The sequence below is a fragment of the Paenibacillus sp. 1182 genome (genome assembly GCF_017833915.1).
Taxonomy (GTDB): domain Bacteria; phylum Bacillota; class Bacilli; order Paenibacillales; family Paenibacillaceae; genus Paenibacillus; species Paenibacillus polymyxa_D.
Genome location: NZ_JAFICR010000010.1, coordinates 180491 through 204551 on the forward strand (window position 1 = coordinate 180491; position 24061 = coordinate 204551).

Annotated in this window: 22 protein-coding genes; 12 read left to right on the forward strand and 10 right to left on the reverse strand. The window is 46.0% G+C overall.

What is annotated here, in order from left to right:
* Window positions 1–13: 13 nt before the first annotated feature.
* From JOD82_RS20195 to JOD82_RS20210, 4 genes are all read right to left on the reverse strand, one after another.
* The gene (locus tag JOD82_RS20195) at window positions 14–721 is read right to left on the reverse strand and encodes an ABC transporter permease (protein ID WP_023987832.1); all 708 of its coding nucleotides are present in this window, start codon (window positions 719–721) and stop codon (window positions 14–16) included.
* Window positions 718–1641, reverse strand: a complete 924-nt coding sequence (locus tag JOD82_RS20200; protein WP_069012803.1) for an ABC transporter ATP-binding protein — start codon at window positions 1639–1641, stop codon at window positions 718–720. The genes JOD82_RS20195 and JOD82_RS20200 overlap by 4 nt, the downstream gene beginning before the upstream one ends.
* Window positions 1642–1785: 144 nt before the next feature.
* Window positions 1786–2856 (reverse strand): sensor histidine kinase, encoded by a 1071-nt coding sequence (locus JOD82_RS20205; protein WP_069012804.1) that lies wholly within the window; start codon window positions 2854–2856, stop codon window positions 1786–1788.
* A gap of 2 nt (window positions 2857–2858) precedes the next feature.
* On the reverse strand, window positions 2859–3572 hold the full coding sequence (locus JOD82_RS20210; protein WP_069012805.1) for a response regulator transcription factor: 714 nt from the start codon (window positions 3570–3572) through the stop codon (window positions 2859–2861).
* Window positions 3573–3736: 164 nt separating this feature from the next.
* On the opposite strand from JOD82_RS20210, the gene yhbH reads away from it, so the two are divergent.
* Both yhbH and JOD82_RS20220 read left to right on the forward strand, forming a co-directional pair.
* Window positions 3737–4903, forward strand: a complete 1167-nt coding sequence (gene yhbH, locus JOD82_RS20215) for a sporulation protein YhbH (RefSeq protein ID WP_029516533.1) — start codon at window positions 3737–3739, stop codon at window positions 4901–4903.
* Window positions 4900–6342, forward strand: coding sequence for a SpoVR family protein (locus JOD82_RS20220; RefSeq protein ID WP_069012807.1), 1443 nt, complete (start codon window positions 4900–4902; stop codon window positions 6340–6342). The genes yhbH and JOD82_RS20220 overlap by 4 nt, the downstream gene beginning before the upstream one ends.
* Window positions 6343–6533: 191 nt before the next feature.
* Here the strand turns inward: JOD82_RS20220 and JOD82_RS20225 are convergent, their stop codons facing one another.
* From JOD82_RS20225 to JOD82_RS20235, 3 genes are all read right to left on the reverse strand, one after another.
* Window positions 6534–7715: a TolB-like translocation protein gene (locus JOD82_RS20225; protein WP_209949844.1), complete on the reverse strand. Its 1182-nt coding sequence runs from the start codon at window positions 7713–7715 to the stop codon at window positions 6534–6536.
* Between the two features lie 122 nt (window positions 7716–7837).
* Entirely contained in the window at window positions 7838–9421 is a 1584-nt protein-coding gene (locus JOD82_RS20230; protein ID WP_209949845.1) for a sensor histidine kinase, read from the reverse strand.
* Window positions 9418–10104 (reverse strand): response regulator transcription factor, encoded by a 687-nt coding sequence (locus tag JOD82_RS20235; RefSeq protein ID WP_029516529.1) that lies wholly within the window; start codon window positions 10102–10104, stop codon window positions 9418–9420. The genes JOD82_RS20230 and JOD82_RS20235 overlap by 4 nt, the downstream gene beginning before the upstream one ends.
* A 252-nt stretch (window positions 10105–10356) precedes the next feature.
* On the opposite strand from JOD82_RS20235, the gene JOD82_RS20240 reads away from it, so the two are divergent.
* The 7 genes from JOD82_RS20240 to JOD82_RS20270 all read left to right on the forward strand — a co-directional run bounded on the left by JOD82_RS20240 (window position 10357) and on the right by JOD82_RS20270 (window position 16955).
* Window positions 10357–11058: a response regulator transcription factor gene (locus JOD82_RS20240; protein ID WP_076294949.1), complete on the forward strand. Its 702-nt coding sequence runs from the start codon at window positions 10357–10359 to the stop codon at window positions 11056–11058.
* Window positions 11055–12416 carry a sensor histidine kinase gene (locus tag JOD82_RS20245; protein WP_209949846.1) on the forward strand — a complete coding sequence of 454 codons (1362 nt, stop codon included), beginning with the start codon at window positions 11055–11057 and terminating at the stop codon, window positions 12414–12416. The genes JOD82_RS20240 and JOD82_RS20245 overlap by 4 nt, the downstream gene beginning before the upstream one ends.
* Window positions 12417–12438: 22 nt before the next feature.
* Window positions 12439–13032, forward strand: coding sequence for a PepSY domain-containing protein (locus tag JOD82_RS20250; protein WP_209949847.1), 594 nt, complete (start codon window positions 12439–12441; stop codon window positions 13030–13032).
* 118 nt (window positions 13033–13150) lie between these two features.
* Window positions 13151–13699, forward strand: a complete 549-nt coding sequence (locus JOD82_RS20255; protein ID WP_209949848.1) for a PepSY domain-containing protein — start codon at window positions 13151–13153, stop codon at window positions 13697–13699.
* Window positions 13700–13906: 207 nt separating this feature from the next.
* Complete coding sequence (locus tag JOD82_RS20260; protein WP_209949849.1) at window positions 13907–14917, forward strand: aminoglycoside phosphotransferase family protein; 1011 nt, start codon at window positions 13907–13909, stop codon at window positions 14915–14917.
* An 18-nt stretch (window positions 14918–14935) separates the two neighbouring features.
* Window positions 14936–15832: an aminoglycoside phosphotransferase family protein gene (locus JOD82_RS20265; protein WP_209949850.1), complete on the forward strand. Its 897-nt coding sequence runs from the start codon at window positions 14936–14938 to the stop codon at window positions 15830–15832.
* Between the two features lie 244 nt (window positions 15833–16076).
* On the forward strand, window positions 16077–16955 hold the full coding sequence (locus tag JOD82_RS20270) for an arylamine N-acetyltransferase family protein (protein ID WP_209949851.1): 879 nt from the start codon (window positions 16077–16079) through the stop codon (window positions 16953–16955).
* 325 nt (window positions 16956–17280) lie between these two features.
* Here JOD82_RS20270 and JOD82_RS20275 read toward each other — a convergent pair whose 3' ends face one another.
* The gene (locus tag JOD82_RS20275; protein WP_209949852.1) at window positions 17281–19176 is read right to left on the reverse strand and encodes a PrkA family serine protein kinase; all 1896 of its coding nucleotides are present in this window, start codon (window positions 19174–19176) and stop codon (window positions 17281–17283) included.
* A gap of 283 nt (window positions 19177–19459) precedes the next feature.
* Here JOD82_RS20275 and JOD82_RS20280 point away from each other — a divergent pair, with 283 nt between their 5' ends.
* Window positions 19460–20293 carry a DUF2161 domain-containing phosphodiesterase gene (locus JOD82_RS20280; RefSeq protein WP_209949853.1) on the forward strand — a complete coding sequence of 278 codons (834 nt, stop codon included), beginning with the start codon at window positions 19460–19462 and terminating at the stop codon, window positions 20291–20293.
* 19 nt (window positions 20294–20312) lie between these two features.
* On the opposite strand, the gene JOD82_RS20285 is transcribed toward JOD82_RS20280, so the two are convergent.
* Together JOD82_RS20285 and JOD82_RS20290 are read right to left on the reverse strand one after the other, a co-directional pair.
* Window positions 20313–21566 (reverse strand): aminotransferase-like domain-containing protein, encoded by a 1254-nt coding sequence (locus JOD82_RS20285; protein ID WP_165145068.1) that lies wholly within the window; start codon window positions 21564–21566, stop codon window positions 20313–20315.
* Between the two features lie 50 nt (window positions 21567–21616).
* Window positions 21617–22273 (reverse strand): response regulator transcription factor, encoded by a 657-nt coding sequence (locus JOD82_RS20290; RefSeq protein WP_029516517.1) that lies wholly within the window; start codon window positions 22271–22273, stop codon window positions 21617–21619.
* Window positions 22274–22548: 275 nt separating this feature from the next.
* Here JOD82_RS20290 and JOD82_RS20295 point away from each other — a divergent pair, with 275 nt between their 5' ends.
* Both JOD82_RS20295 and JOD82_RS20300 read left to right on the forward strand, forming a co-directional pair.
* Window positions 22549–22956: a hypothetical protein gene (locus JOD82_RS20295; protein WP_029516516.1), complete on the forward strand. Its 408-nt coding sequence runs from the start codon at window positions 22549–22551 to the stop codon at window positions 22954–22956.
* Window positions 22953–24020: a phosphodiester glycosidase family protein gene (locus JOD82_RS20300; RefSeq protein ID WP_029516515.1), complete on the forward strand. Its 1068-nt coding sequence runs from the start codon at window positions 22953–22955 to the stop codon at window positions 24018–24020. The genes JOD82_RS20295 and JOD82_RS20300 overlap by 4 nt, the downstream gene beginning before the upstream one ends.
* The last annotated feature ends 41 nt before the right edge of the window (window positions 24021–24061 follow it).

Consider the following 24061-nt stretch of genomic DNA (forward strand, 5'->3'; position numbering starts at 1 on the left):
TATCTTTTCCTCTCTATTTGAATTCATGCTTGGTAAACTGTAGTGTACCAAGTCCCGTAAAGATGACTCCTGCACTTAAAGCAACGATCACCCAAATCATGTGTTCCTTCATCAGAGGACTTGATAATGCAGGGTACGACCAAGGCAATATTTTAATCCACAGAATACTTGTGCGTGCCAAAAACAAGCTTGCAATTGAACCGAATATACCAAACGCTAATGGGAATGCCTGATTAGTGAAAAGCGTAGACAGCCAAAGTTGAATTGCAAGTACTGGTAGGGTAGCCAAGCTTGCATTAATCGGCTGTAACAACATGATCCGCCAAGGAATGGGTTCGTTTGTATATAACACCCAGATGAGGCTCATACCTGCTACAGTGATCAAGGCGGTACCCAACTGCAGAATCACAATCCATACGATTTTGGATAAATAGATATAACTTCTGGGAACAGGCATGGCCATAAGCTGCTTCCATGTTTGAGTATCATGCTCTGTACCGGCCATAATGCTCGCCAAAAGTGTACCGCCAAGCAGCATCACAAACGAAAGGAACATAAACATAACGGCAAAACCAGCGTAGACACCTCCCGGTCCTTGCCGAAAGTAAAGATACCATTCCACAGCAGTCATGCCTGTAAGTACACACCCCTGTATAAGAGGAATCCACCAGCATATTTTCTTCAGCTTAAGCCCCTCTGCCTTTATAACCCGGAGTATCATAAGCTTCGCTCCTTACCTGTCAGTTCCAGGAATATCTCCTCCAATGTTTTTTTCTTCTCTGTGACCCGATAAATGGGATGATTGTGTTCCACAAGCACCTTGATCATCTCCGAAGATTGTTGCCGATCTACAATAGGAGTCACGACCTCATTTTGTTCAATCGATTCAGCCCCGGCCGTCCACCCATGCTGAATCAGTGCACCGGCAGCCAGAACAGGATCTGGGGTTTCAATGAATAATTGAGGCTTGCTTTTGGCGGTGAGTTCCTTCATCGTTCCCTGGAAGATCATTTCACCCTGATTAATAATTCCTACATAGGTTGCAATCTGCTCAATTTCGCTTAATAAATGGCTCGAAACCAGTACCGTCATTCCGTAGGCGCCAGGAAGGCTCATAATTAACTCCCGAATTTCCTGAATACCAGACGGGTCCAAACCATTCGTCGGTTCATCAAGTATTAACAATTTGGGGTTGGCAATAAGCGCCATAGCAATCCCCAGTCTTTGTCGCATCCCCAAGGAATATCCCTTTACCGGACGATACGCATCCTTGGTTAATCTCACTAAATCCAGCACTTCATGAATTCTTCGGGTCGGCAGTCCACGCATGGTTGTAACGATTTCTAAATTTCGATATGCGGATAAATGGGCATAATAGGCAGGTGATTCAACCAAGGAACCAATATCCTTCAATATTTCCATACGCTGATCCTTCAGCTTTTTCCCAAAAATCTCAATTTCCCCGGATGTGGATTTAATCAGCCCAAGTAGCATACGAATCGTGGTTGTTTTACCCGCTCCATTAGGTCCTAAAAATCCATAAATCTGCTGTCCGGGTACCTGGAGATTTATTCGTTTTACAAATTCCCGTTTTCCAAAACGCCTAGTTAGCTGCTGTGTATGTATTACATATGCAGACATTTCCTGATCTCCTCTCGACTTCTAATGCTGAAGCTTAAGTTACATACAGTTTACTGAAGTAAAGTAAACATCAGGTAAACAGTCCCTAAACAACAGGCAAAAAAACCGAGCAAACTGCAAAATGTGAGATTAGATGTTAAAAAATTAGATATTTAGCGGCAGTGAAATCTCCATCCTTGTACCCGCTTTACTGCCTGGTAGGATACGAAGCGTTCCGTTATGCGCCTCAATAAAGCTTTTGGCAATAGGTATTCCATGCCCTTGGGAATGAGATACCTGCATGTACTCATTGGAATTCATTCCTATTCCGTCGTCTTCGATAGAAATATGAAGCTTATCGTTCGCTTTGCTTACTTCCATGGAAACGTGTGTACCTGGAGGATTATGAATGATAGCATTAATCAAAAAATTCTGCAGCGCTCTGCCTAATAGCTTGCTATCGAAGGACATAATACAAGTCGCCTCCATGGACGTAAAAGAAAATTCGTATTGCTCAGCCGAAGGATGGTTAGCGATATCTATGACTGCACTACGGAGAAACTCCACAATGTCCTCCTTCTCCAATTGGACGGGCAATGGACTTTCATTAAGCTGCATAGAAGCATTCAAATCCTGAATCAACTGCTTCATTTCAGTCACTTTCTCACTGATACTCATACTAAAGCTTCTTCTTTCTTCATCAGACCAGTCATACTCTTGAGCAGTTAGCATGGCCGCATATCCTTCAATATAAGATAATGGTGTTTTGAGATCATGGCTGACACCTGCTACCCACTGCTGTTTTCGTTTCTCTATTTCCATTCTTTCTTCCTCATTGCTGCGCAATTGAGCCGATAAGATGTTCATTTGTTCAAAAACTTCTTTATACAATTGATACGGAGGTTTATAACTATTTTTCTGATTTTTTTTACGCTCCGGTAGTTCCAATTCAGTTAGTGGCGCTTGAAATTCCCCTGTGGCAATATTTCCAATCCATTTGATTACATACACCAAAGGCTTGCCTATATACCATCCGTAGGCAGCTATGAACACAGCACTCTGCACGATACCAAGTCCTGTCCAGAATAGATTAATATTTATATTTTGAGATGCTCCAAATATACTTTTTATAAAAATATATAAGATCGTGCAAATAACAAAACATAGGACATAGGCCAGTACAAAACATAACGTTACTTTCATAAAACGGAAGGACATCTTAACCAGAGAGTTCATCCTCATTCCTCCATCTTGACTGACATCATTTTATAACCAAGCCCCCTTACATTGATTAAAAATTGCGGGTGCTTGGGATCAGGTTCTATTTTTTTCCGCAAACGGGAGATATGAATCACTACGGTCTTCTCATCACCCAAGAAGGCCTCGCTCCATATCGCCTCGTAAAGCTGCCGTACACTGAAAATACGGTTAGGATGCTTGCACATAAATGCCAGCAGTAGCCATTCACGCGCCGGACACTCGACCTGCTTGTCCTCCACATACAACACACCGGATTCCAGTTCCAGTCGAAAATATCCAAAATCTAAAGTGCGTAAGGTCGGTTTCATGACCACTGTCGAAACTTTCCGATATTTCATTCGAGCCTTCATACGGGCAACGACTTCCAGCGGGTTAAACGGTTTGGTAATATAGTCGTCTCCTCCGATACCGAACCCCATTAATTTGTCCAGATCTGTATCTCTTGCCGTCAAAAAAAGGATAGGGGCATCCGTATATAGTCGCATTTGACGACATATCTCAAACCCATCGTTATCAGGCAGCATGACATCAAGTACAATCACATCTATATGAGATTCCATCACGACTTGCAGCGCTTGCCGCCCCGTTGCAGCATGCCTGACTTGAAGGAACCCTTCTTTTTTTAACACCGTTGTCAGCATATCCCGCAACCCCTGCTCATCGTCTACTATAAGTACTGCAATTTCTTCCATAACCCAAGGTTCTCCATTCTTTTTTTACATTTTTTACTTTCATTATAAAAGCAAACGGGCAGAATTTAAATCGAGTTCCATCACATATCGTTCATCCCCGTGAATATACTTAATAACCAACAAGGCCAAACTGTGCCGTGTATCCACTTGGGGGGTGCCTAATAATGCCGGAACCACGCCAGCCATATTCATTCGTCGTATCCCGCGAAGATTGGTCGCTGCATCGCAAAGGGTACCAGGACCAGCAACGTCATCAGCAGAAGGTCAAAGATGTCATTAAGCAAAATCTACCCGATCTGATAACGGAAGAAAATATTATTATGTCGGACGGTCAACAGATTATTAAAGTGCCGATTCGCAGCCTGGATGAATATCGCTTCATTTATAACTATCAAAAGCAAAAGCATGTAGGCCAAGGGGATGGAGATAGTCAGGTGGGAGATGTCATCGGGCGTGATTCTGCCTCCCAGAAGCCTGGTAAAGGTGAGAAAGCCGGCGACCAGCCGGGACACGATATTATGGAAACGGAAGTCAGCATAGAAGAGCTGGAAGATATGCTGTTCGAGGAAATGGAATTGCCGAATTTACAGCAAAAAGACAAGGATCAAATTGAGGTTGAATCTATCGTGTTCAATGATATACGTAAAAAAGGCATGCAAGCGAACATTGACAAGAAACGAACCATTCTCGAAAATCTACGTCGCAACGCCCGTGAAGGGAAGCCCGGCATTCATCATATTAGTCCGGACGATCTTCGTTACAAGACATGGGAAGAGAAGACCATTCCCCAATCCAACGCGGTCATTATAGCCATGATGGACACCTCAGGCTCAATGGGCGCTTTTGAAAAATATTGTGCTCGCAGCTTCTTTTTCTGGATGACCCGCTTTTTGCGCCGTCAGTATGAAAAGGTGGAAATTGTCTTTCTCGCGCATCATACCGAGGCTAAAGAGGTTACGGAAGAAGAATTTTTTACCCGCGGAGAAAGTGGCGGCACGATCTGCTCTTCCGCTTATTTGAAAGCACTAGAGATTATCGACAAACGATATCCTCCTTCCAGCTACAATATTTATCCCTTCCATTTCTCGGATGGCGATAACCTGACCTCAGACAATGAGCGGTGCGTGAAGCTAATCGAGGAACTTATAAAGCGGAGCAATATGTTCGGCTATGGCGAAGTGAATCAATATAATCGCAGCAGCACGCTGATGTCAGCCTACAAGAATATTAAAAAGGATCAGTTTATGTACTATGTCATCAAGGAGAAAGGTGAGGTATACCAAGCCTTACGCACCTTTTTTCGCAAACGGGAAGGGGGAACGGTGGGATGAGCACCGACCAGAAGGAGCTAGAATATGCGATATCAGAAATTATGGAGATTGCAGATGGATTCGGGCTCGACTACTACCCGATGCGATATGAGATTTGTCCGGCGGATATTGTTTATACGTTCGGAGCCTATGGTATGCCCACGCGCTTCAGCCACTGGAGTTTTGGAAAAACGTTTCACAAGATGAAAATGCAGTACGATTTTGGATTGAGCAAAATTTATGAGCTGGTCATTAACTCCAATCCCTGCTATGCCTTCCTGCTGGAAGGAAATTCTTTGGTGCAAAATAAACTAATTGTCGCTCATGTACTGGCACACTGTGATTTTTTCAAACACAACGCCCGCTTTTCAGCTTCTAATCGCAATATGGTGGAGAGTATGTCGGCCACAGCAGATCGAATCAACAGCTATGAAATGGAATATGGTTCAAAGACTGTTGAATCCTTCATTGACTCTGTACTGGCGATACAGGAGCATGTAGACCCACAGCTTATCAAACCAAGGCATCTGGATAAACAGCGCTATATGGAACTCAAAATCAAGGAGCAAAAAGAACCCAAAAAACACCAGCGTCCCATCGGACCTTACGATGATCTGTGGTCACTGGACACAGTAAAGCAGCATGATTCGGCCGAGACCGAGGGTATTAAGGTACGCCAGTTCCCACCGGAACCTGAAAAAGATATCGTCTGGTTTATTCAGGAATTCTCCGAGGTACTGGAGGACTGGCAGCGAGATATTATGACGATGCTGCGGGACGAAATGCTATATTTCTGGCCCCAAATGGAGACCAAAATCATGAATGAAGGCTGGGCCTCCTATTGGCACCAGCGGATTGTCAGGGAACTGGATTTGACCGGGGAGGAAACCGTTGAATTTGCGATGCTGAACGCTTCTGTCGTACAGCCTTCCAAGCAAAGCCTGAACCCATACTATTTGGGACTGAAAATATTTGAGGATATTGAAAAACGTTGGGATAACCCAACCCGTGAGGAGCAAGAGCGACAAGGGCGCAAACCGGGCGAGGGTCGAGCTAAAATGTTCGAGGTGCGAGAGTTTGACTCAGACACCTCTTTTATACGCAATTACATGACCAAGAAGCTGACAGAGGATTTGGATCTGTACGTGTTTGAGAAACGAGGACCTGATTGGAAAATTACCGATAAATCCTGGGAAAACATACGGGATCAGCTCGTGTTTTCACGTGTGAATGGAGGCTCCCCTTATATCGTCGTCGAGGATGGAGATTACCTGCATACGGGCGAGTTGAAGCTCAAGCACCAGTACGAAGGCATTGAGCTAGATTTAAAATATATGGAGCGCACGCTTCCGTATGTATATCAGCTGTGGGGGCGCACCGTTCATTTGGAAACGATGATTGAGGGTAAGCTCGCCTTATTCTCATATGACGGTAAGAAGCATCATCGTAAATTTGTATAGTCATGCATCAATTTCATAATACCTCTAGCTGCTTCAATTAAAACTAGATATAGATCAAAATGTTTTAATTTGTCTATTTCTAGTTACAACCATCAAACTTTAATGAGTTATGAAATTGATTCTCATATAAAATCAATAGCCAGTCTGCATTTAAAAAGGCGCATTCCGAACAAACGGATATACGCCTTTTACTACTTTTCCTTAAATTCGACGATATAGCTTTGATTGAGCTGTTTTCCACCTTCCGAAATGTTCTGGTACATGGATAAAAACCGGGCGGATGGGCTCCATACCGTTGGGCTGTCATAGGATTGGATATTGGTCGTAACCGGAGTGGTTTTACCCGTGGACTGGTCAAATACATACAGCCCTCTCATGCCTTGCTGATCCTCATCATAAATGGAAAAAGCAAGCTTGGACCCGTCACTGGACCAGCTTCCACGACTCATTAAAGTACCTTGCCCGACAATTCCTTTCTCTTTGCCCTGTTCATCCAAAATGATCATACGGGCTGGTTCGGATGTATTCCATTTCTGCTTTTCAATGGCAATAGACTTACCGTCAGGCGACACGGCAAAGGACATGGCACCCTCTGCAATGGTCACAGCCTGAGGATGATTAAGGGTGAACCGATTCAGCACTGGATACCCTTGTTTATCACTGCCTGTATAAAATATGGCGTTACCCACTTTTTCAACATGAGACATCAATTCAGAGCGATTCGGATCTTGAAAATTCAATTCTTCAGCTTTGCCGTCCAGACCAATCAGTCGGATTTTACCATCCGGTGTGCCTGTAATGAGATGATTCTCATCGCTCCAGCTCACTTCGTTAGTCATATCCAACTTGCCAATCGATGTAACCTTACCACTGCTTAGTTCCAAAATGTAGCCCTGAATATCATATTTGCTGTTGGGGCTACCTTCAGTAAAGAAGACATGGCGCTGATCCGGTGATACCACAGCAAGTAACTGTGGAGCTTTACGACCTGGTGTTAAAATCCGCTCCTTGTCTGTCTCTACATTATGAATCCACAGCTGGGTTTTACGCTCCACAATCAGCTCTTCGTCACTCAGCCAAGACCTCGCGTAGACATCCCCCAGCCTGTCGATAGACGATACCACCAGCTCGTCCGTTACTTGCTGCTGGGCTGCATCCGTGTCAATCACAGTAAGCTGTTGGCCCGGTTTCATACCGAATGCTGGATTTGTCTCTCCTGCGCTCTTCATGCCACAACCGCTGAGCAATCCTCCGGCGATTAAGCCGGTCATAAGCAGCCCAGTGGCTTTCTGTCTGAAAATTCTTGTACGGGAATCTTCGCGATGAGAGGAACCGTTCTTTTGCCCATAGCTGTCTATGTTTTTCTTTATCATGTACAACGGCCTCCTTGTTAACGATACCCCCAGTTTAATGCCCGAACATCTCATGAATACATCGAATTGTTTCCAAGTTGTAAACAAGACACCATTCTAGCCCTGTGCTAACAGTTGGCCGTTTACAGGGAGCCATCGTGAACCAAGAGAGGGAGTCTAAGCGAAAATTCATTTCCACTTACATTTGTATGCCTGTTGTCATTTTCCAAGCTACTATAATCTGAAGCTGTAAGCTGCAACTCTCCCCCCATGCGCTCCGCCAGTCTGCGTGCCAGAGGAAGACCGAGTCCCGTACCGCTGTCCTGGCGAGATCGATCACGACTTAAAGTAGCAAACGGCTCAAAAATCATGTCCCATTGCTCCCTAGGAATCCACGGACCGGAATTGCGTACATACACAATCACAGTGTCCTGTTCTACCCGATTCGATAACGTAATCCATCCACCGTCTTGATTATACTTTACTGCATTATCCAGCAAATTTAGTACAATATGCATCAGATGCTTAGGGTCTCCCCACACCTGGGCTGGAACGGTATCTATCGAAAAATCCAGTCTACGCGCTGCCGCTTTTCCTCGAATATGGCTCCCCGCATCTTCCAGTAACGAATGCAGTTCCACAACCTCCGTATGCAATTCAAAATCATATTTATCCAGCACAGATAGCCGCAGCGAGTCCTCGACAAGCTCGTATAACCGTTTTGTTTCCTTACTGATGCTTTCTCTCGCTTCACGCACCAGTTCAGGATCATCCCCATACATATCCAGTAAATCAGCATAAGCTTGAATAGAGGTTAACGGGGTCTTTAGTTCATGACTGATATTTCCAATAAAAGATTTTTGCTGCTGCTCTAGCTCTCTCAAACGCTGAACCGTTTCTTCCAGCCGAAGCTTTTCGTTTTCCAGCGCGGTAATGCTCTCCCGGATCACATGGCTCATCTGGAGCATTCCTTCATCCAGTCTTCCCAGCTCATCCTGCCGCCGAAGCAGTCTGGCTTCCGGATAATGCCCTGCCGATATCTGTTCAGAAGCGCGAGTTAGTCTTCCGATGTCCCTCGTCTGGCGGCTGACATAGCCTAAACCTAAGATAAAGCTCAATACCAGCACCGCACCCCCCGTCCATAGAAACAAGTGGGCAATGGCCCGGTAGAACTGCTGCTGCGCTTCTATTGAGCTGTGAAGCTGTACCACTCCCAGTAAGCCGTCCGGACCTTGAAGCGGAGCCAAATAAGTGATTGCGCTTCCTTCCGTAATGTATGCAATTTTGCCTTGGATCGCATAGGAGAGCGCCTGGCTGACATCTGTTCTAAAAGCCAGCGGTAGAGAATTGCCAACCTCATGCCCTTGACCATCATATAAAATAACGCGCATATTACTGGATACGCCCAGTTCCACTGCGAGCCCAGGTGCCTGCTTCTTCATAAAGTCTTCCGGTGATTGGCGCACTCCCAACAGGTAAGACTGTTTTACACGCATTTCTACAATTTCGGCCTGACGCTTTAAGCTGCGTTCCATTTGGTCTGTCTGGTTAGCGCGAATACCAGTAAGCACGAGCCAGCTCAGCACACCGACAGTAAACAGCAGCAAAGCCGCCAGTACCAGCGGAAATTTCCAACGCAGGCTCAAGCCTGTAGGTTTGCGTTTGCGCTTCTGCTGGTGGGTGGACCGCAAGCTTCCTTGCTGATGGAGTGAATGATGTTCGTTCACGTCATTTTCTCTGCCTTATAGCCGATACCATACACGGTCTGCAATATCGCCTGATGCGGCTCAAGCTTCTTGCGCAAACGCTGGATATGAATATCCACCGTCCGCGTTCCGCCCACATAATCGAAGCTCCATACCTGCTCCAGCAGCTCGTCCCGTGTATACACCCTTCCGGCATGAGACACCAACAGCGCCAGCACATCAAACTCCTTGGGGGTCAGATCCAGCGCTATGGCTCCAAGTTCAGCTGTTCGGCTGGACGGACGTACCCGTAATGGGCCGAGTACCATTTCTGTTCCTTCCGGGGCAGGTGCTCCTTCTCGCTCCAGTCTCCGTACCAATGCTTTAATACGAGCGAGCAGCTCCCTCAGATCAAACGGTTTGCTCATAAAATCGTCCGCACCCAGCTCCAGTCCGAGTACCTTATCAACGATATCGTTTTTGGCCGTCAGCAGTAAAATACCGATGCCCTTCCGACTTTCCAAACGGCGGCACACCTCATATCCACCCAGTTTGGGCATCATCACATCCAATATGAGCACATCCGGATGGAACAAACGTATTTTTTCCAAGGCGTCCTCCCCGTCAACGGCGGTTTCCACCAAAAAACCCTCTCGCTTTAACGCATAAGCCAGCGCATTTCGAATGCTCGCCTCATCGTCCGCTATCAGTATTTTTTTATCCATGTCCTGCCCTCCCTGCTTTCGCTTCATTTTATTTTACGCTCCTGGCGACAAAGGGCAAGCCCGCGGCCTGAACTTATGTTACTGCAACTTTCCATAGCGCTATCGTTACACTTTGTCCCTTTTTAATGTCAAGGAAATATGACGCAGTATAAACATCTCTTCCCTCACTGCCCTGCGCTTTGAAGTGTCTTACCTGTCCGTATATGCTAAAATACTTCCGTATCGGCTATTCGCCTACAGGAGGGCATGATCATGAAACAATCTATTTTGATCGTAGAAGACGAAGAAAAGATTGCCCGGCTTCTAGAGATCGAACTTCAATTTGAAGGCTATCAAGTATGTAAAGAAAAAAACGGAATTGATGGGCTGGAGACGTATTGCAAAGGCAATTGGGACCTAGTGTTGTTGGATATTATGATTCCCGGTCTCAATGGCATCGAGCTACTTCGGAGGATTCGCAAGCATGATGCGAACGTTCCTGTCATTTTGCTGACGGCTAAAAGTTCCATTGCAGATAAGGTCGAGGGACTCGATTTGGGAGCCAATGATTATGTTACCAAACCGTTTGTGATCGAAGAGCTGCTTGCACGTGTACGGGCCGCACTCAGAGTGGGTGCAACGAAAGACATGGCTCCACAAGTGGTAGATAAATGGCTTAGTGCCGGGGATTTACGTCTCCATGAAGGTACTCGTGAAGTTCTTCGGGGAGAGCACAACATTGAGCTTACACCGCGAGAGTTTGACTTGCTCGTTCATTTACTCAGACACCAGCGGCAGGTACTTAGCCGTGAACAATTACTGGAGAATGTATGGGGCATAGATTATATGGGCGATACCAATGTGGTCGATGTGTATATTCGCTACGTGCGCAATAAAATCGACCCTACGCGCCAGCTCCCTGAGCTGATCCATACTGTACGCGGAATTGGTTATGTACTGAAGGAATCCTTATGAAGCTACAAAACAAAATCCATACGTATACCTCGTTATTATTCGGGATTTTACTTGTGGCCATTAACTTCTCAGTCTATTTCCTATTCAGCCAACTTTCGATAGACAGTCGAAAAGACCAGGTAGAGGCCGCAGCAGAAAACATGATTCGTGGGATTCAACGTGCTCCGGTATCCGTAGCCGCTGAGGATCTTCTCCGAGCCTATGTACCGCTGGATGGCATGCTTCGGCTAATGAAACCAGAAGGCGACTTTCTTCCCCCTATCACCTCTTCTTCCGAGCAATCTCTTAGCTTGATGAAGGGCGTTTTTGATGAAACACGGCAGGTTCGCATCATTACCTATGAAAGCAACCGTTACATTCTTGTATCGCTCCCCATGATTTGGACCAATGGCGAGGTTGTCAATCTCCAGGTGACCGAAAGTCTGCAACCGACGATGCAGACGCTACAGGTACTCAGAATCGTACTTGTTGCTGTCACTGGAATTGCGCTCATTCCTGTCGTGGTATCGGGAAGACTGCTCGGCAGACTGATTACACGTCCAATTACATCTATGATTAGCACGATGAAAGAAATTCAGCGCAGCGGGAAATTTAAACGTCTTCCGCTCCATTCATCATCACGCGACGAACTGGTCGAAATGGGTGAAACATTTAATGACATGATTGAACTGCTAGAGCGAAATTTCGTCAGGCAAGAACAATTTGTATCTAATGCGTCCCATGAATTGAAGACGCCGCTCACCATTATTGAAAGTTATGCCAGCCTGCTCAAACGGCGGGGGTTGCAGCATCCCAAGATTTTTGCCGAATCCGTTGAAGCGATCCATTCCGAGGCGATCCGAATGAAGGACATGGCAGAGCAGCTTCTTCTGTTAGCCAGAAACGAAGAACAGTGGAATGTCGTGCTGGAGCCTGTACGCCTGACCAGAATAGCGACAGAATTAAAGGCTACATTTGAAAATGCGTTCGCCCGACAAATTCAACTGGATGTACAGGCAGACTGCATTGGCTATACCGATGAAAATAAGCTGAAGCAGCTCCTATTTATCTTTTTGGATAATGCACGCAAATACAGTGACGAGCCGATATACCTGATGATTGATACCGTGGACGGCACAACTCAACCCTGCATAAAAATCACAGATCAAGGAATTGGAATCCCGGAAGAAAAGTTATCTAAAGTATTCGACCGTTTCTATCGTGTGGATGAAGCCAGAAGCCGCGAGGAAGGTGGGGCTGGGCTAGGCTTATCATTAGCTACAGGAATTGCACAAGCTATACATGCTCAAATTGGGCTAGAAAGTGTAGAGGGGAGCGGAACAACGGCAACGATCATCCTCCCTACCGTTCCAAAATAATAAGCCAAAGGAGGGAATAACGATGAAAGCCATCTATGTGTGGATGATTGGGGGTACGCTGGCGGCTGTATTGATTACAATTTGTCTTTTACAGTGGCCTAGGGCACGGTCGTTAGCAGCTTCTCCATTGGAAGAAAAGGCCGTCATCCAATCCGTTTTGCATCAGTATCCCGGCGAGGTGCTCGAATCCCAACGCTTGGGTGATTTTTATCTGATCAGGCTGGAACGCGCCAAAGGGAAGTACGATATAAAAGCCAATGCCTATGACGGTGTCATCGAATCCATTAAGCGGGCACAGGCTTATACAGATGCGAAGCAGGAGCCCCAGGACCACAAGCCCGGTACCTCACCAACCAGAGACACATCGAATCCAACTAATAAACCTGACCCAGCTTCTCTCGTCATTACGGAGAAAGAAGCAGCCAAGCTTGCTGCCCAAGCAGTTAACGGAACATCCGATGATATTGAGCTTCATCGCAACGACAAAGGCCTCTACTATCTGGTTGAGGTTGAGGTAAAAGATGGGCGTGAAGCAGTAGTACAGGTCAATGCAGTATCGGGCTCTATTGACTCTATAACTTGGGAAAAAGAAAAACAGGAGCACGACGAATCATGACGATTTGACGATCATCTTAGCTCATGTTTCTCATGGTTTTCTCATGATTCTATTATGTTCCTCTCATGTTCAAGAGATAAGCTGTATTCATGCTTATAGCACAAGGAGGAATGATGTAATGAAAAAAAATTATACATTAGGAATTATGGCAGCCACGGTTCTGCTTGGAGTTACGGTTACGGGTGTCTCAGCGAGTGCCGTATGGGCCGCTAAACCTACGGGTCTTATTGGAGCGACCGCCGCTGCCAACATTGCCAAGAAAGCTGTGGGGAATAATGCACAAGTTGAAGATGTCGAACTGGAGCGCAAAAACGGAAAGGTCTACTATGAGGTGGATCTCCAACAAGGAGATAAAGATTGGGATATAGATGTTGATGCTTACACTGGGAAAACCATCCGTTCCCATTCTGAGCTTGATCATGACTCGAATGACGAGTCCATCCTTAACAAGCCAAATCACATCACCCTGACTGAAAAGCAGGCTGGGCAAATTGCGCTTAAACACGTGCCCGGGAGTACCCTTTTGTCTTCTAAATTGGATAAGGAAGATGGACAATTCATCTACGAGGTAAAGGTACTCACCAACGAAGGAACCGTTGAGCTTGATATCCATGCATCATCTGGCGCAATCGTGGATACAGACGATGATGATGACAACGAATATTAATTACCCAGGTCATAATTAGGGTAACTAAATACAGAGCTAATTAAAACGGAGCAGCGAACTTTCGCTGCTCCGTTTTTTTGACCAATGTGACACAGGAAAAGAACGAAGATGGCTCCATAAAACTGCACCTATTATTTCTTCATGAATAGACTGATAACTAACAGAGGATTACCTTTTTTCTTCAATCCAAAGTCAAGTGAGGTTCTTATGGCGAAATCCTATACTAAAGCACAGATTCGCAAAATCACCCGTCGTTTCGGCCTGATCCCGTTAAAATCAAGCTTAGTCTCATCATTATACCGAAAAAATGCAGTGATCCAGGTGAAAACGAAAAAAGGAACTTATGCACTAAAGCCCTTTAGTCGTACAAAGATGGTCCGTTCAAATACGATTCAACAGATGGAACGAGCTGCGAGCCATATCAGGCTTTTGAAAAAGAGAAAGTATACTTACATGCCCGCATGGCTCCCCACTCATTCCGGCAAGTTATGGACTCTATATCAGGGGACGCCATTTTATGTAAGTCAGTGGATCAAAGGACGGGGACTGGAGACCGCTGAAGATTTCGAAAAACTGGGGCGGGCACTTGCTACACTTCACGCCACCTCCACCGGCTTGCATCAGATGGATAAAGGAAAATCCCCTCCGACCATTCAACAATTGCGGATATGGAAAAACCAGGATCGTCTTTTTCAAAAAAAAATGACAAAAACCAGTCACCATGATAAAACGTACCGCAACTGGTACAATGCTCACGGCGAAGACTGCAAACGTTTATCCAGGCGAGCATGGAAGGATTTGCAGGACGCATCCATTATAAGGCTGCTTCGGATGGAACATCGTCATCCCTCCTTGATACACAGTGATATCACTACCCCGAATGTCATTATTTCGGATGACGGTCATCTCAAAATCATTGATTGGGATCGGGTTAAGATCGGCTCAGTCTATGCTGATTTGGCAAAGGCCCTTATGAATACGACTCAATTCAATCCTGAATTTGTGCAATCCTTGCTGAAGGGATACCAAAAGAGCAAACCACTAAGCCGTACAGAACGGAAGATTGTCACAGCTTTATATAAACTACCACGAGAAGCCTGGCATGCTTCCCGACACCCGAATCGTTCAAGAGATCGCGAAATCCTGGACAATTGGGATCAGTCGTGGCCTCTTCGATTACAAATCATCCATATTTTGCAGGAGTGGGCTCATGTATAAAAGAAAGTGAGGATCAAAATGTCGATTTTATCGAACGTTGAGCAGATGTACGGAATCAAAATTCAGCGTACCCGTCAAATGAAGGACATTCACAAGATTGAGACCGCTAATACGACTTATTGCTTAAAACCCTACAAATTCCCGGAAGAAGAGATCCGTTTTATTACACGTGTCTTGTCCTACTTGGATGAGCGCGGGTTTACACGCAGCCAAAAGGTCTATCCAACAGTACAACAAACGGCTTACATGACCTATGAAGGTGTTTCGTATACATTAACCAATTGGGTTCATGGACTCAGACCAGAATTCACAAAAAGAATAGACTTCAAAAAGGGAATTGCTACTTTAGCCAAATTCCATTCCAGTGCCGTTGGCTTTCCTATCACTGAAGCTCCGCCATCCAGAATCCGGTATGAAGGCTTGAGCGATGAAATAGCTGGATACAAAAAACGCCTCATCCCATACAGAGGTACAGCACATCTCGTAGCTCTTTGTGAAGAAGTGTCCCATCGCCTACAGCAGCCCAAAGTTAGAGAAGCCATTGCTCAAGAGCAAAAAGCCGCCGCATTTATACACGGCGACTATAATTATCCCAATCTGATTAAAGACAAACAGCTCAAAATCCATATGATCGACTTTGAAAATTGCTCCCTACATGTAAGGATGAAAGATCTCTCCCATCTTCTTCATCGGAATTGTCTTTGGAATGGGACAAAGATGCTGCGCGCGATAGATTACTATCAACGATATCGTCCATTGAGCACCCATGATTTGCATCTGCTTCACGCACTATTGATCTCTCCCTATCATGTGGTCCGCAATATCAGAATAGGCGGCTTCCGTTCTGCCAAGCGAGTCATTCCGTCGTTCGCGCATTTGAACAAATACCGACGTGAACTTAGATCACTCTTATAATCTGTCAGCTTGGAACTAAACAAAAAAACAGACCCGATGAAGCGGTCTGTTTTTTTGTGTTCTGACAACCAACTACAGGAAAAGCGCATGCCGCTAAAGCCAATCGAATTGCTGACTGTACCGGTACAACCAAAAATATATAGCATTGTAAACAGCACTTCCCCCTTCTACAATGATGCTAAGACTCAATGCTTAATGGTTTCGAGAAGAGAATTTGGGAAACTAACAATAGAGGTGATTGTACATGTACACCATGACAAAAGAAGAAATAAAAGCTTATTTAAACAGAATCGGAATTCCCGAAATTCAGCCTCCTACCTTTTCCTATCTAGTTGAGCTGCATAAGGCTCATGTAAAACATCTTTCATGGCAAACATTGGACATTTTTGCAAGGAAGCCGGCAGCCATTGGTTTTCAAGAATCCGTTCAACTCATTCTACATGGGAGAAGTGGTTATTGTTTCCATCTGAATGGTGCATTTAGTGCACTACTATATTCACTAGGGTACAAAGTTTCTCTGCATCGTGCCGGGGTACAACCTCTGGGAGCTGAACCACGCATTAATTCATTTCATCTTGGACTAACAGTGAACTTGCTAAATGAGCAGCAAGAAGATGAAGTATGGATTGTTGATGTCGGGCTGGGCGATATGCCATATGAGCCTCTTCCACTCCGTATGGGGACTTATGAACAAGCCCCTCTTCATTATAAAGTCATGGAATCCGGGGTTGTTACAAAAGGTTGGCGCTTAGAGCATGACTCGCTTGCTTCATTTGTTGGCGTTGATTTTGCTCCTACGGTTGTTCAGGATTTGGAAGAATTTATGCCGAAACATCATTTCTATAGCCGCTCACCGGAATCTCCATGGTTTAACCTGTTTCTGATTCGGCAAAGGCAAGCATTAGAGGCGAATGAACTCAGAGGATGTATTTGGAAAAAACGCGGGCTAAACGGTTTGGAAAAAATAGAGTTGGATAAGAAGTCGCAGTGGCTGGAAGTGTTGGCAGATGTATTTGGCGAGCCGCTCGTTAACTACAGTCGCCAGGAACGGGACGAGTTATGGAAAAGAGTACTTGCGGCTCATATGGAATGGAAAAAGTCTATGACTGAATCATTGCAATAGTAAAGCTTCCAACGTAAGGATAGTCTTCAAGCCACATCTTACACCTTTAACATTTCCGAGGAGTGCTGTAGCATTTCCAATTCCTTCACCATGTTTTATCAGCTTCGTGAACGAAGCCAATTCCTCTGTATGTTCCTGCGAAGAAGCAATATTGCAGGCACTCTCCGCTGCCTAATGATACTAAAAAAAGAATTCGACAGGCACCTGAACCCCCCTGTGCTTGCCGAATTCCCTCTAAAACACGTTTATCGGAACCTCACAACTGTGTGGCACCATCCAGATCAATCCATAGTTTCACCATGCTGTACTTATTTATTATTTCGTCTTACCGATTCAGGAGGCTACCTACATACCTTAACAGATCGTTAGCGCTGGCTCCTGTGTAGCCATGCTCCTCAATCAGTCGTTTAATCACCTCATTCATCCGTTTGAGCTGATTAGCGTCAGGCGTTTTGGTTGAAGTCGTAATCTTCACAATATCCTTCAAATCGGCGAACAGCTTCTTCTCAATGGCTTCTCGCAGCCGATCATGATGATGATACTCAAACTTCCGTCCCTTGCGAGAATACGCAGAAATACGGATTAATATTTCTTCACGGAATGCCTTTTTCGCATTTTCCGATACCCCGATTTGGTCCTCAATAGAGCGCATGAGCCGCTCATCCGGGTCGAGTTCCTCATCTGTGAGCGGATCGCGAATTTTCGCCCAATTGCAAAAAGCTTCGATGTTATCCAAATAGTTGTCAAACAGCGTCTTGGCTGATTCCTCGAAAGAGTACACAAAGGCCTTCTGCACTTCTTTTTTCGCCAATTCGTCATACTCCTTACGAGCCACGGAAATGAAATTCAGATAGCGCTCCCGTTCTTCCTTTGTGATGGAGGCATGTTGATCCAGACCATCCTTGATTGCTCGTAAAATGTCCAGGGCATTGATGGATTCCACATTTTGCTTAATCAATGCACTAGAAATGCGATTAATGACGTACCGCGGGTCTACCCCGGACATACCTTCCTCCAGAAACTCACTTTGCATTTCTTTCAGATCGGCTTCCTTGTATCCTTCGACCTCTTCACCGTCATACATGCGCATCTTTTTGACCAGATCCATCCCCTGTTTCTTCGTCTCCTTCAAGCGGGTAAGCACGGAGAAAATGGCAGCCGTACGCAGCGCATGAGGCGCAATGTGGATATGTCTCATATCACTTTGTTTAATGAGCTTGGCGTAAATCTTTTCTTCTTCAGACACCTTCAGGTTATAAGGAATCGGCATTACAATCATCCTTGATTGCAATGCCTCGTTCTTTTTGTTTGCAATGAAACTTTTATACTCGGATTCATTGGTGTGAGCCACGATCATCTCATCTGCACTGATGAGCGCAAACCGTCCGGCCTTGAAATTCCCCTCTTGGGTCAGAGAAAGCAAATTCCACAAAAACTTCTCATCGCATTTCAGCATTTCCTGAAACTCCATCAGTCCACGATTTGCTTTGTTCAACTCTCCGTCAAACCGATACGCACGCGGGTCGGATTCCGAACCATACTCCGTAATCGTGGAAAAGTCGATGCTGCCCGTCAAATCAGCAATATCCTGTGACTTCGGATCAGAAGGGCTGAACGTACCAATACCAATCCGGTTTTCTTCTGATATAAACACCCGCTCCACGCGGACCTTTTCAATATCGCCATCAAATTCTGTGCGCAATCTCATCTGGCAGGATGGGCAGAGATTACCTTCAATCCGTACACCCAGCTCCTTTTCAAAATCGGGACGCAGCTCATGGGGAATCAGATGAAGCGGGTCCTCATGCATCGGGCAGCCTTCAATCGCGTATACGGCTCCCTGATCCGTTCTCGAAAATTTCTCCAGGCCACGCTTTAGCAACGTGACCAGTGTCGATTTCCCCCCACTGACGGGTCCCATCAAAAGAAGGATACGCTTGCGCACATCGAGTCGCCTGGCTGAGGAATGGAAATATTCCTCCACCAACTTTTCCAGCGCTCGATCCAGTCCGAAGATCTCCTGCTCAAAAAATTTATATCGCTTATGTCCCCGAACCTCTTCTACACCAAAAGATTCAATCATCTTGTAAACCCGTGCATGAGCTGTCATCGCCGGCGTCGGGTCTTTCTTGAGTATCTCAATATACTCTCTAAAAGTGCCGCTCCAGGCCAGACGGTTGTTTTCCGCCCGGTACTCCGCAACGCGTTCAAAAATATTCATGCTCGGTTCCTCCCATGACTGCGTAATGACTATCCTCCACTCCGGATGATTATGGCTACACTCGTCACGCCTTTCAGGATATGATGCAATCCCCTTAAAAAAAGTGTAATACATACCTATGCAGATTGATTTCAGAATTGACCTATTTTTTGTGACAGGTCTCTCTGCTTTATCGAAAAAACCAAGGGATACACTGTGCTAAAATATACAACAACGACGCGGACCTGACGCATTATGGTACAATATAAGCTCGGAATAATGGGATAAAGGAGCGGGAGAAGTCATGGCGGTTCGGCATGAGACGGAGCTGTACGCTCCGGTGAAAGCCTTTTTTGAGAGCTTGGGATATGAAGTCAAAGGAGAGGTGCGCAACTGCGATTTGGTGGGTATCAAGCCAGGGCAACAGACACCACTGATTGTAGAGATCAAAAAGACGTTTAACCTGGCGCTTGTGCTGCAAGGCATGCAGCGTTTGAAACTAAGCAGCAATGTATATGTGGCTGTAGAACGGAATCGTGCCAAAAAAGGGGCCGTGAATCAGCGCTGGAACGAACTGGTGGGACTGTGCCGCCAGTTAGGACTTGGCTTGCTTACCGTCACCCATTTCAAAACGAAGCCGCCGCTCGTTGAGGTACTGTGTAACCCTGCGCTACCTAGCGACAATGCCCGCAATGCAGCAGCGGTACGCCCGGGCTCGCGCAAGGAAAAGCTACTGCGGGAATTTCACGCACGCAGCGGTGACCACAATACTGGCGGCAGCACCCGACGCAAGCTGGTCACTGCCTATCGGGAAAAAGCGCTGCGCGTAGCGGCAGCCTTGCAGAGCTTGGGGGAAGCCGCTCCGGCGCAGCTCGCTCGCATAGCAGCCGTCAGCACAGCTGCTGCCGTGCTTCAGCATAACTACTACGGCTGGTTTGAGCGCGTATCCCGCGGCCGCTATCGACTGACTCCGTTTGGCGAAGCTGCCCTGAACGAGTATGCGGCAGTACTGCAAGAACATGGCATTAAAACGGCCGCTGGAATGGACGCAGAGCTTGACGAGGACAGTGGACAGCGCCAGATTGCGGAAGCGCCAATCACTTACTCCACCGTTGCTGCGGAAACGGTGGATGACTGACATGGGGCGATGGTTTTTGCTAGCTCCGTGCAGTAAATTCACTAATCGTCTCACCGATCAGATTCATGCCCATAAGCAATTGCTCACGGCCCGGATGGCTGAAATTGAGGCGAATATGGGACGCGCCTTCACTACCAACCGCACATAGCGCACCTGGCATAAAGGCTACGCCTTTGGGTAACGCCGCCTTTAGCAGCAATGCGCTGTCCAGCCCCTCGGGCAGCTGCACCCATACATACATGCCACCGGACGGAATATGATACGTCACGTCTTTCCAAAACGGACGCTTGAGCAACTCCAAGATTAATTGAAGTCGAGTCGAATATTCCTTGTTCAGCATCGCTAAGTGCTCGTGCCATTGAAAACGCGAGCTGGTCAGCAATTGGAACAGCAGCCGTTGGTTCATCGTACTGGATTGCATATCAGCCAACTGCTTCAAGGCGTACATTCCTTCAATCAGCGGCGCAGGACCAGCAGCCCAACCCGTTCTCAGCGCAGGAGCAACGGTTTTATTGAACGAACCGATATAGAGCACTTGACCGCCCTGACCCGCATGATCCAGCGCAAATAGTGAGGGGTAAGTCTCTGCGAATTTTCGACTCTGACCATGCGGACTCTTGTCATGGGACTCATTTTTTTGCTTCAAATGCAATTCACCATAAGAATCGTCCTCAACTACCAGTACCTCATGATGCCTACACAGGTCCAAAATTTCCTGCCGCCTTGCAGCGCTCCACAAGGAGCCCGTGGGGTTCGTAAACGTTGGCGTGGCAAAAAAAAGCTTGGGTCGATAACGGATCATTAAAGCTTCAAGCTTATCAGGAATGACACCTTCCCCATCTGATTCTACAGGAACGATCTGTGCACCCTGCATAGATAGTACTTGTAAACATCCAGGAGATGTAGGATTTTCGACCAATACCGGATCACGCTCATCCACCATCAGCCTTATGATCAGGTCAATGGCCTGCTGACTACCTGTCGTGAGAAGGATTTGACCTGGTGGTACTCTTACTCCTTTACGCTGTTCCCACTCACCCGCAAGCCATGCTCGCAAAGGAAAATAGCCCTCCGGTTCACCATACTGGAGGGCATCAGGGCCGGAGCCAAACACATCATGGGCCGCTTCTTCCAGCAACTTCACCGGAAACAGCTCTTGTGCAGGCAATTCTTCAGCCAGAGATATAAAGGAGTGTCTTCTCGCATTTTCCCGGATATGACGCACTGGAGAAGCCAACATCGCAGCCGTTCGTGAAGCAAAGGAATATTGCATGAACATCCTCCTTCTCCTGAAAAATAGGTCATGATCTCCGGGCTGACGCATCAGGCATATAGCTGCTTCCTCTGACGCGCATATAAGGCATAACGTTCAATCGCCTGCGCCCGGCTGGACACGCCTAATTTTGCATAAATTTTACGTAGATAATTATCAATGGAGCGCCGGCTAACTTCGATCTCGATAGCAATTTTGTCATATGTAATTCCTTGTACAATACGTTCCATAATAAACACTTCGGTTTGTGTCAATTCGTCAAAAGGCTCGGATGCCATTAACGGCATAAAGGGCCAGTTTCCATACCGAATCCAATCCATCGGCAAGGAAGCAAATCCTTCGCGTAAACCGTTGATCAGATGGATTAACTGGCTCGGTGATGCCTGTTTGGATAACATTCCATTTGCTCCGAGCGAAATTAGCTGCTGAAACAAAGTAATATTATCCTCATCCGTCATAATAACAATATGGCTGTCCGGAGACAAGGCCCGCATTTGTGTCAAAAATGGTTCCGCCGTTCCCTCAGGCAACCTGTAGTCCATTAAAACGATTTCTGGTCGAATGGAGCAAGCGAGCTCCAAGCCTTCCGTTCCGGAGGAAGACATCCCTCTGACAAGCAAATCCTGCTGGTCTTCCAAAATAAGCTTTGTTCCCAGCATACTTGTAGGATGGATATCTATGATGACCACCTGCCATACTTTTCTCATATCTAAACCTCCTGATTTTACAAAAAAATACATAGTTAATAGCGAAAATAATCCTAAAATTGGTGATTGCATATGTAGAAATTGCGCGAATGTGAACGTATAGGAAGCGAAAAACGTTTAAGGAAATTGTATCCTAGGACTTCCTTCCGATGCAATCTCTTTTTCCAATATTTTTATACGACTATTTCGCTTTTGCGAAATAAATAGGCCCATGATAGAATTGGAACTGCAAATAAAGACTGGAAATTTGACTTTACACGGGAGTTGAAAATCGTATGCAAGCTTCACCTGAACGTCCTTCTGCCGAAGCTCGGCGGAGCAATTCAAGAAAGGGGTTACCCATAAAGGCTTTTCTGCTATTTTGGTTCATTCTTATTATACTAGGTGCTCTCGCAACCTATCTGTATAGCAATCACTTGAAGCAGCAAATGCTAAACGAGATGCAAACCCATACAGACCAACAGATTCAAGCACTCAAATCTGACTATGAAAAGCAACTGACTGCTCTTTCCAAGGAAGTTAGCGGATTGCAAGGCAAAGTCCAGTCCTTCAATGAACTACTGACCTTCACGAAGGATAATGCAAACAATAAGACCGATAACAGTAATAAACTGTACACCCAATTAAACGAAGTCAAGCAGCAGCTCAATACACTTCAGAAAAAAATGGACTTGCTAAAATGAATGTAGACGCAAAACAAGTGAATCGGTTCTTTATGTTGGCCCTTGCTCCTTTTATCGGTTTGTTAGGGTGTATTTTGTTAGTGCATCCCTCATTGAGCTTTCCTGGGTCTACTTCTTCAAGTCTGCAAAAAGCTGAAGTCACTCTACAAACGCAATCAGTAGGCAAGCAGCTTGATGAAGCCAAGCAAACGGCAACGTACACCTTATCTACAATTCGCCGGACTTCTGAGCTCTACAAGCAAACGACCCAAACGATGAATCAGCTTGTCGTGACTGCCTCTACGCAGTCCAAGCGGCCCGCGGTCATCTATGATCGACGCATCACCGCCAAACTGGGGGTTCCCTATGAGCGGGTAGATAGCAACCGGATTACCATTGAATTGTTTAAGGTAAACCCGGGAATTTATCATGGCTACGCTATGAAGGTCAAACTTAAAGATCCTACTGCTATGAAAATGTCTTTGGGAAGTGACAAATTGGGTGGCTCCGAAACCACCATGCGTGCAGTCTTGAGACACGGAGCTATTGCAGGCATCAATGCAGGCGGCTTTGCGGATGGAGACGGCAAACGCTATCCATTAAGCACTACTGTCTTGAATGGCCACTACCTTACTGGCTTTCAGTCCAGTTTTAAGGATTTATCCTTCGTCGGATTGAGTAACGATGGCAAGCTTATCGGTGGCAAATTTTACAGTCAAGGTGCACTTGACAGCTTAAAGCCTACCTTTGGGGCTACCTTCGTTCCCGTCCTGCTGCAAAGGGGACAAAAAATGCCTATTCCTGACAAATGGAAAGTCTCCCCCAAGCGGGCCCCACGTACGGTCATTGGCAACTATAAAGATGATCAGTTGCTCATTATTGTCGTAGACGGCTACAATGAAAGCGGGGGTTCGGGCGCGACGCTCGAAGAACTGCAAGGAAAAATGTACAATCTAGGTGTTCAAGATGCCTATAATTTGGACGGAGGCGGTTCCTCGTCGCTTATACTTAACGGTCGAGTCGTAAACAAACCGTCAGATGGTAATTTGCGTCCAGTCCCTACTCATTTTTTGTTCTATAAATAGTTATGTGTAGTCTGCTACCAAATTAAATATGCTTGCCGACG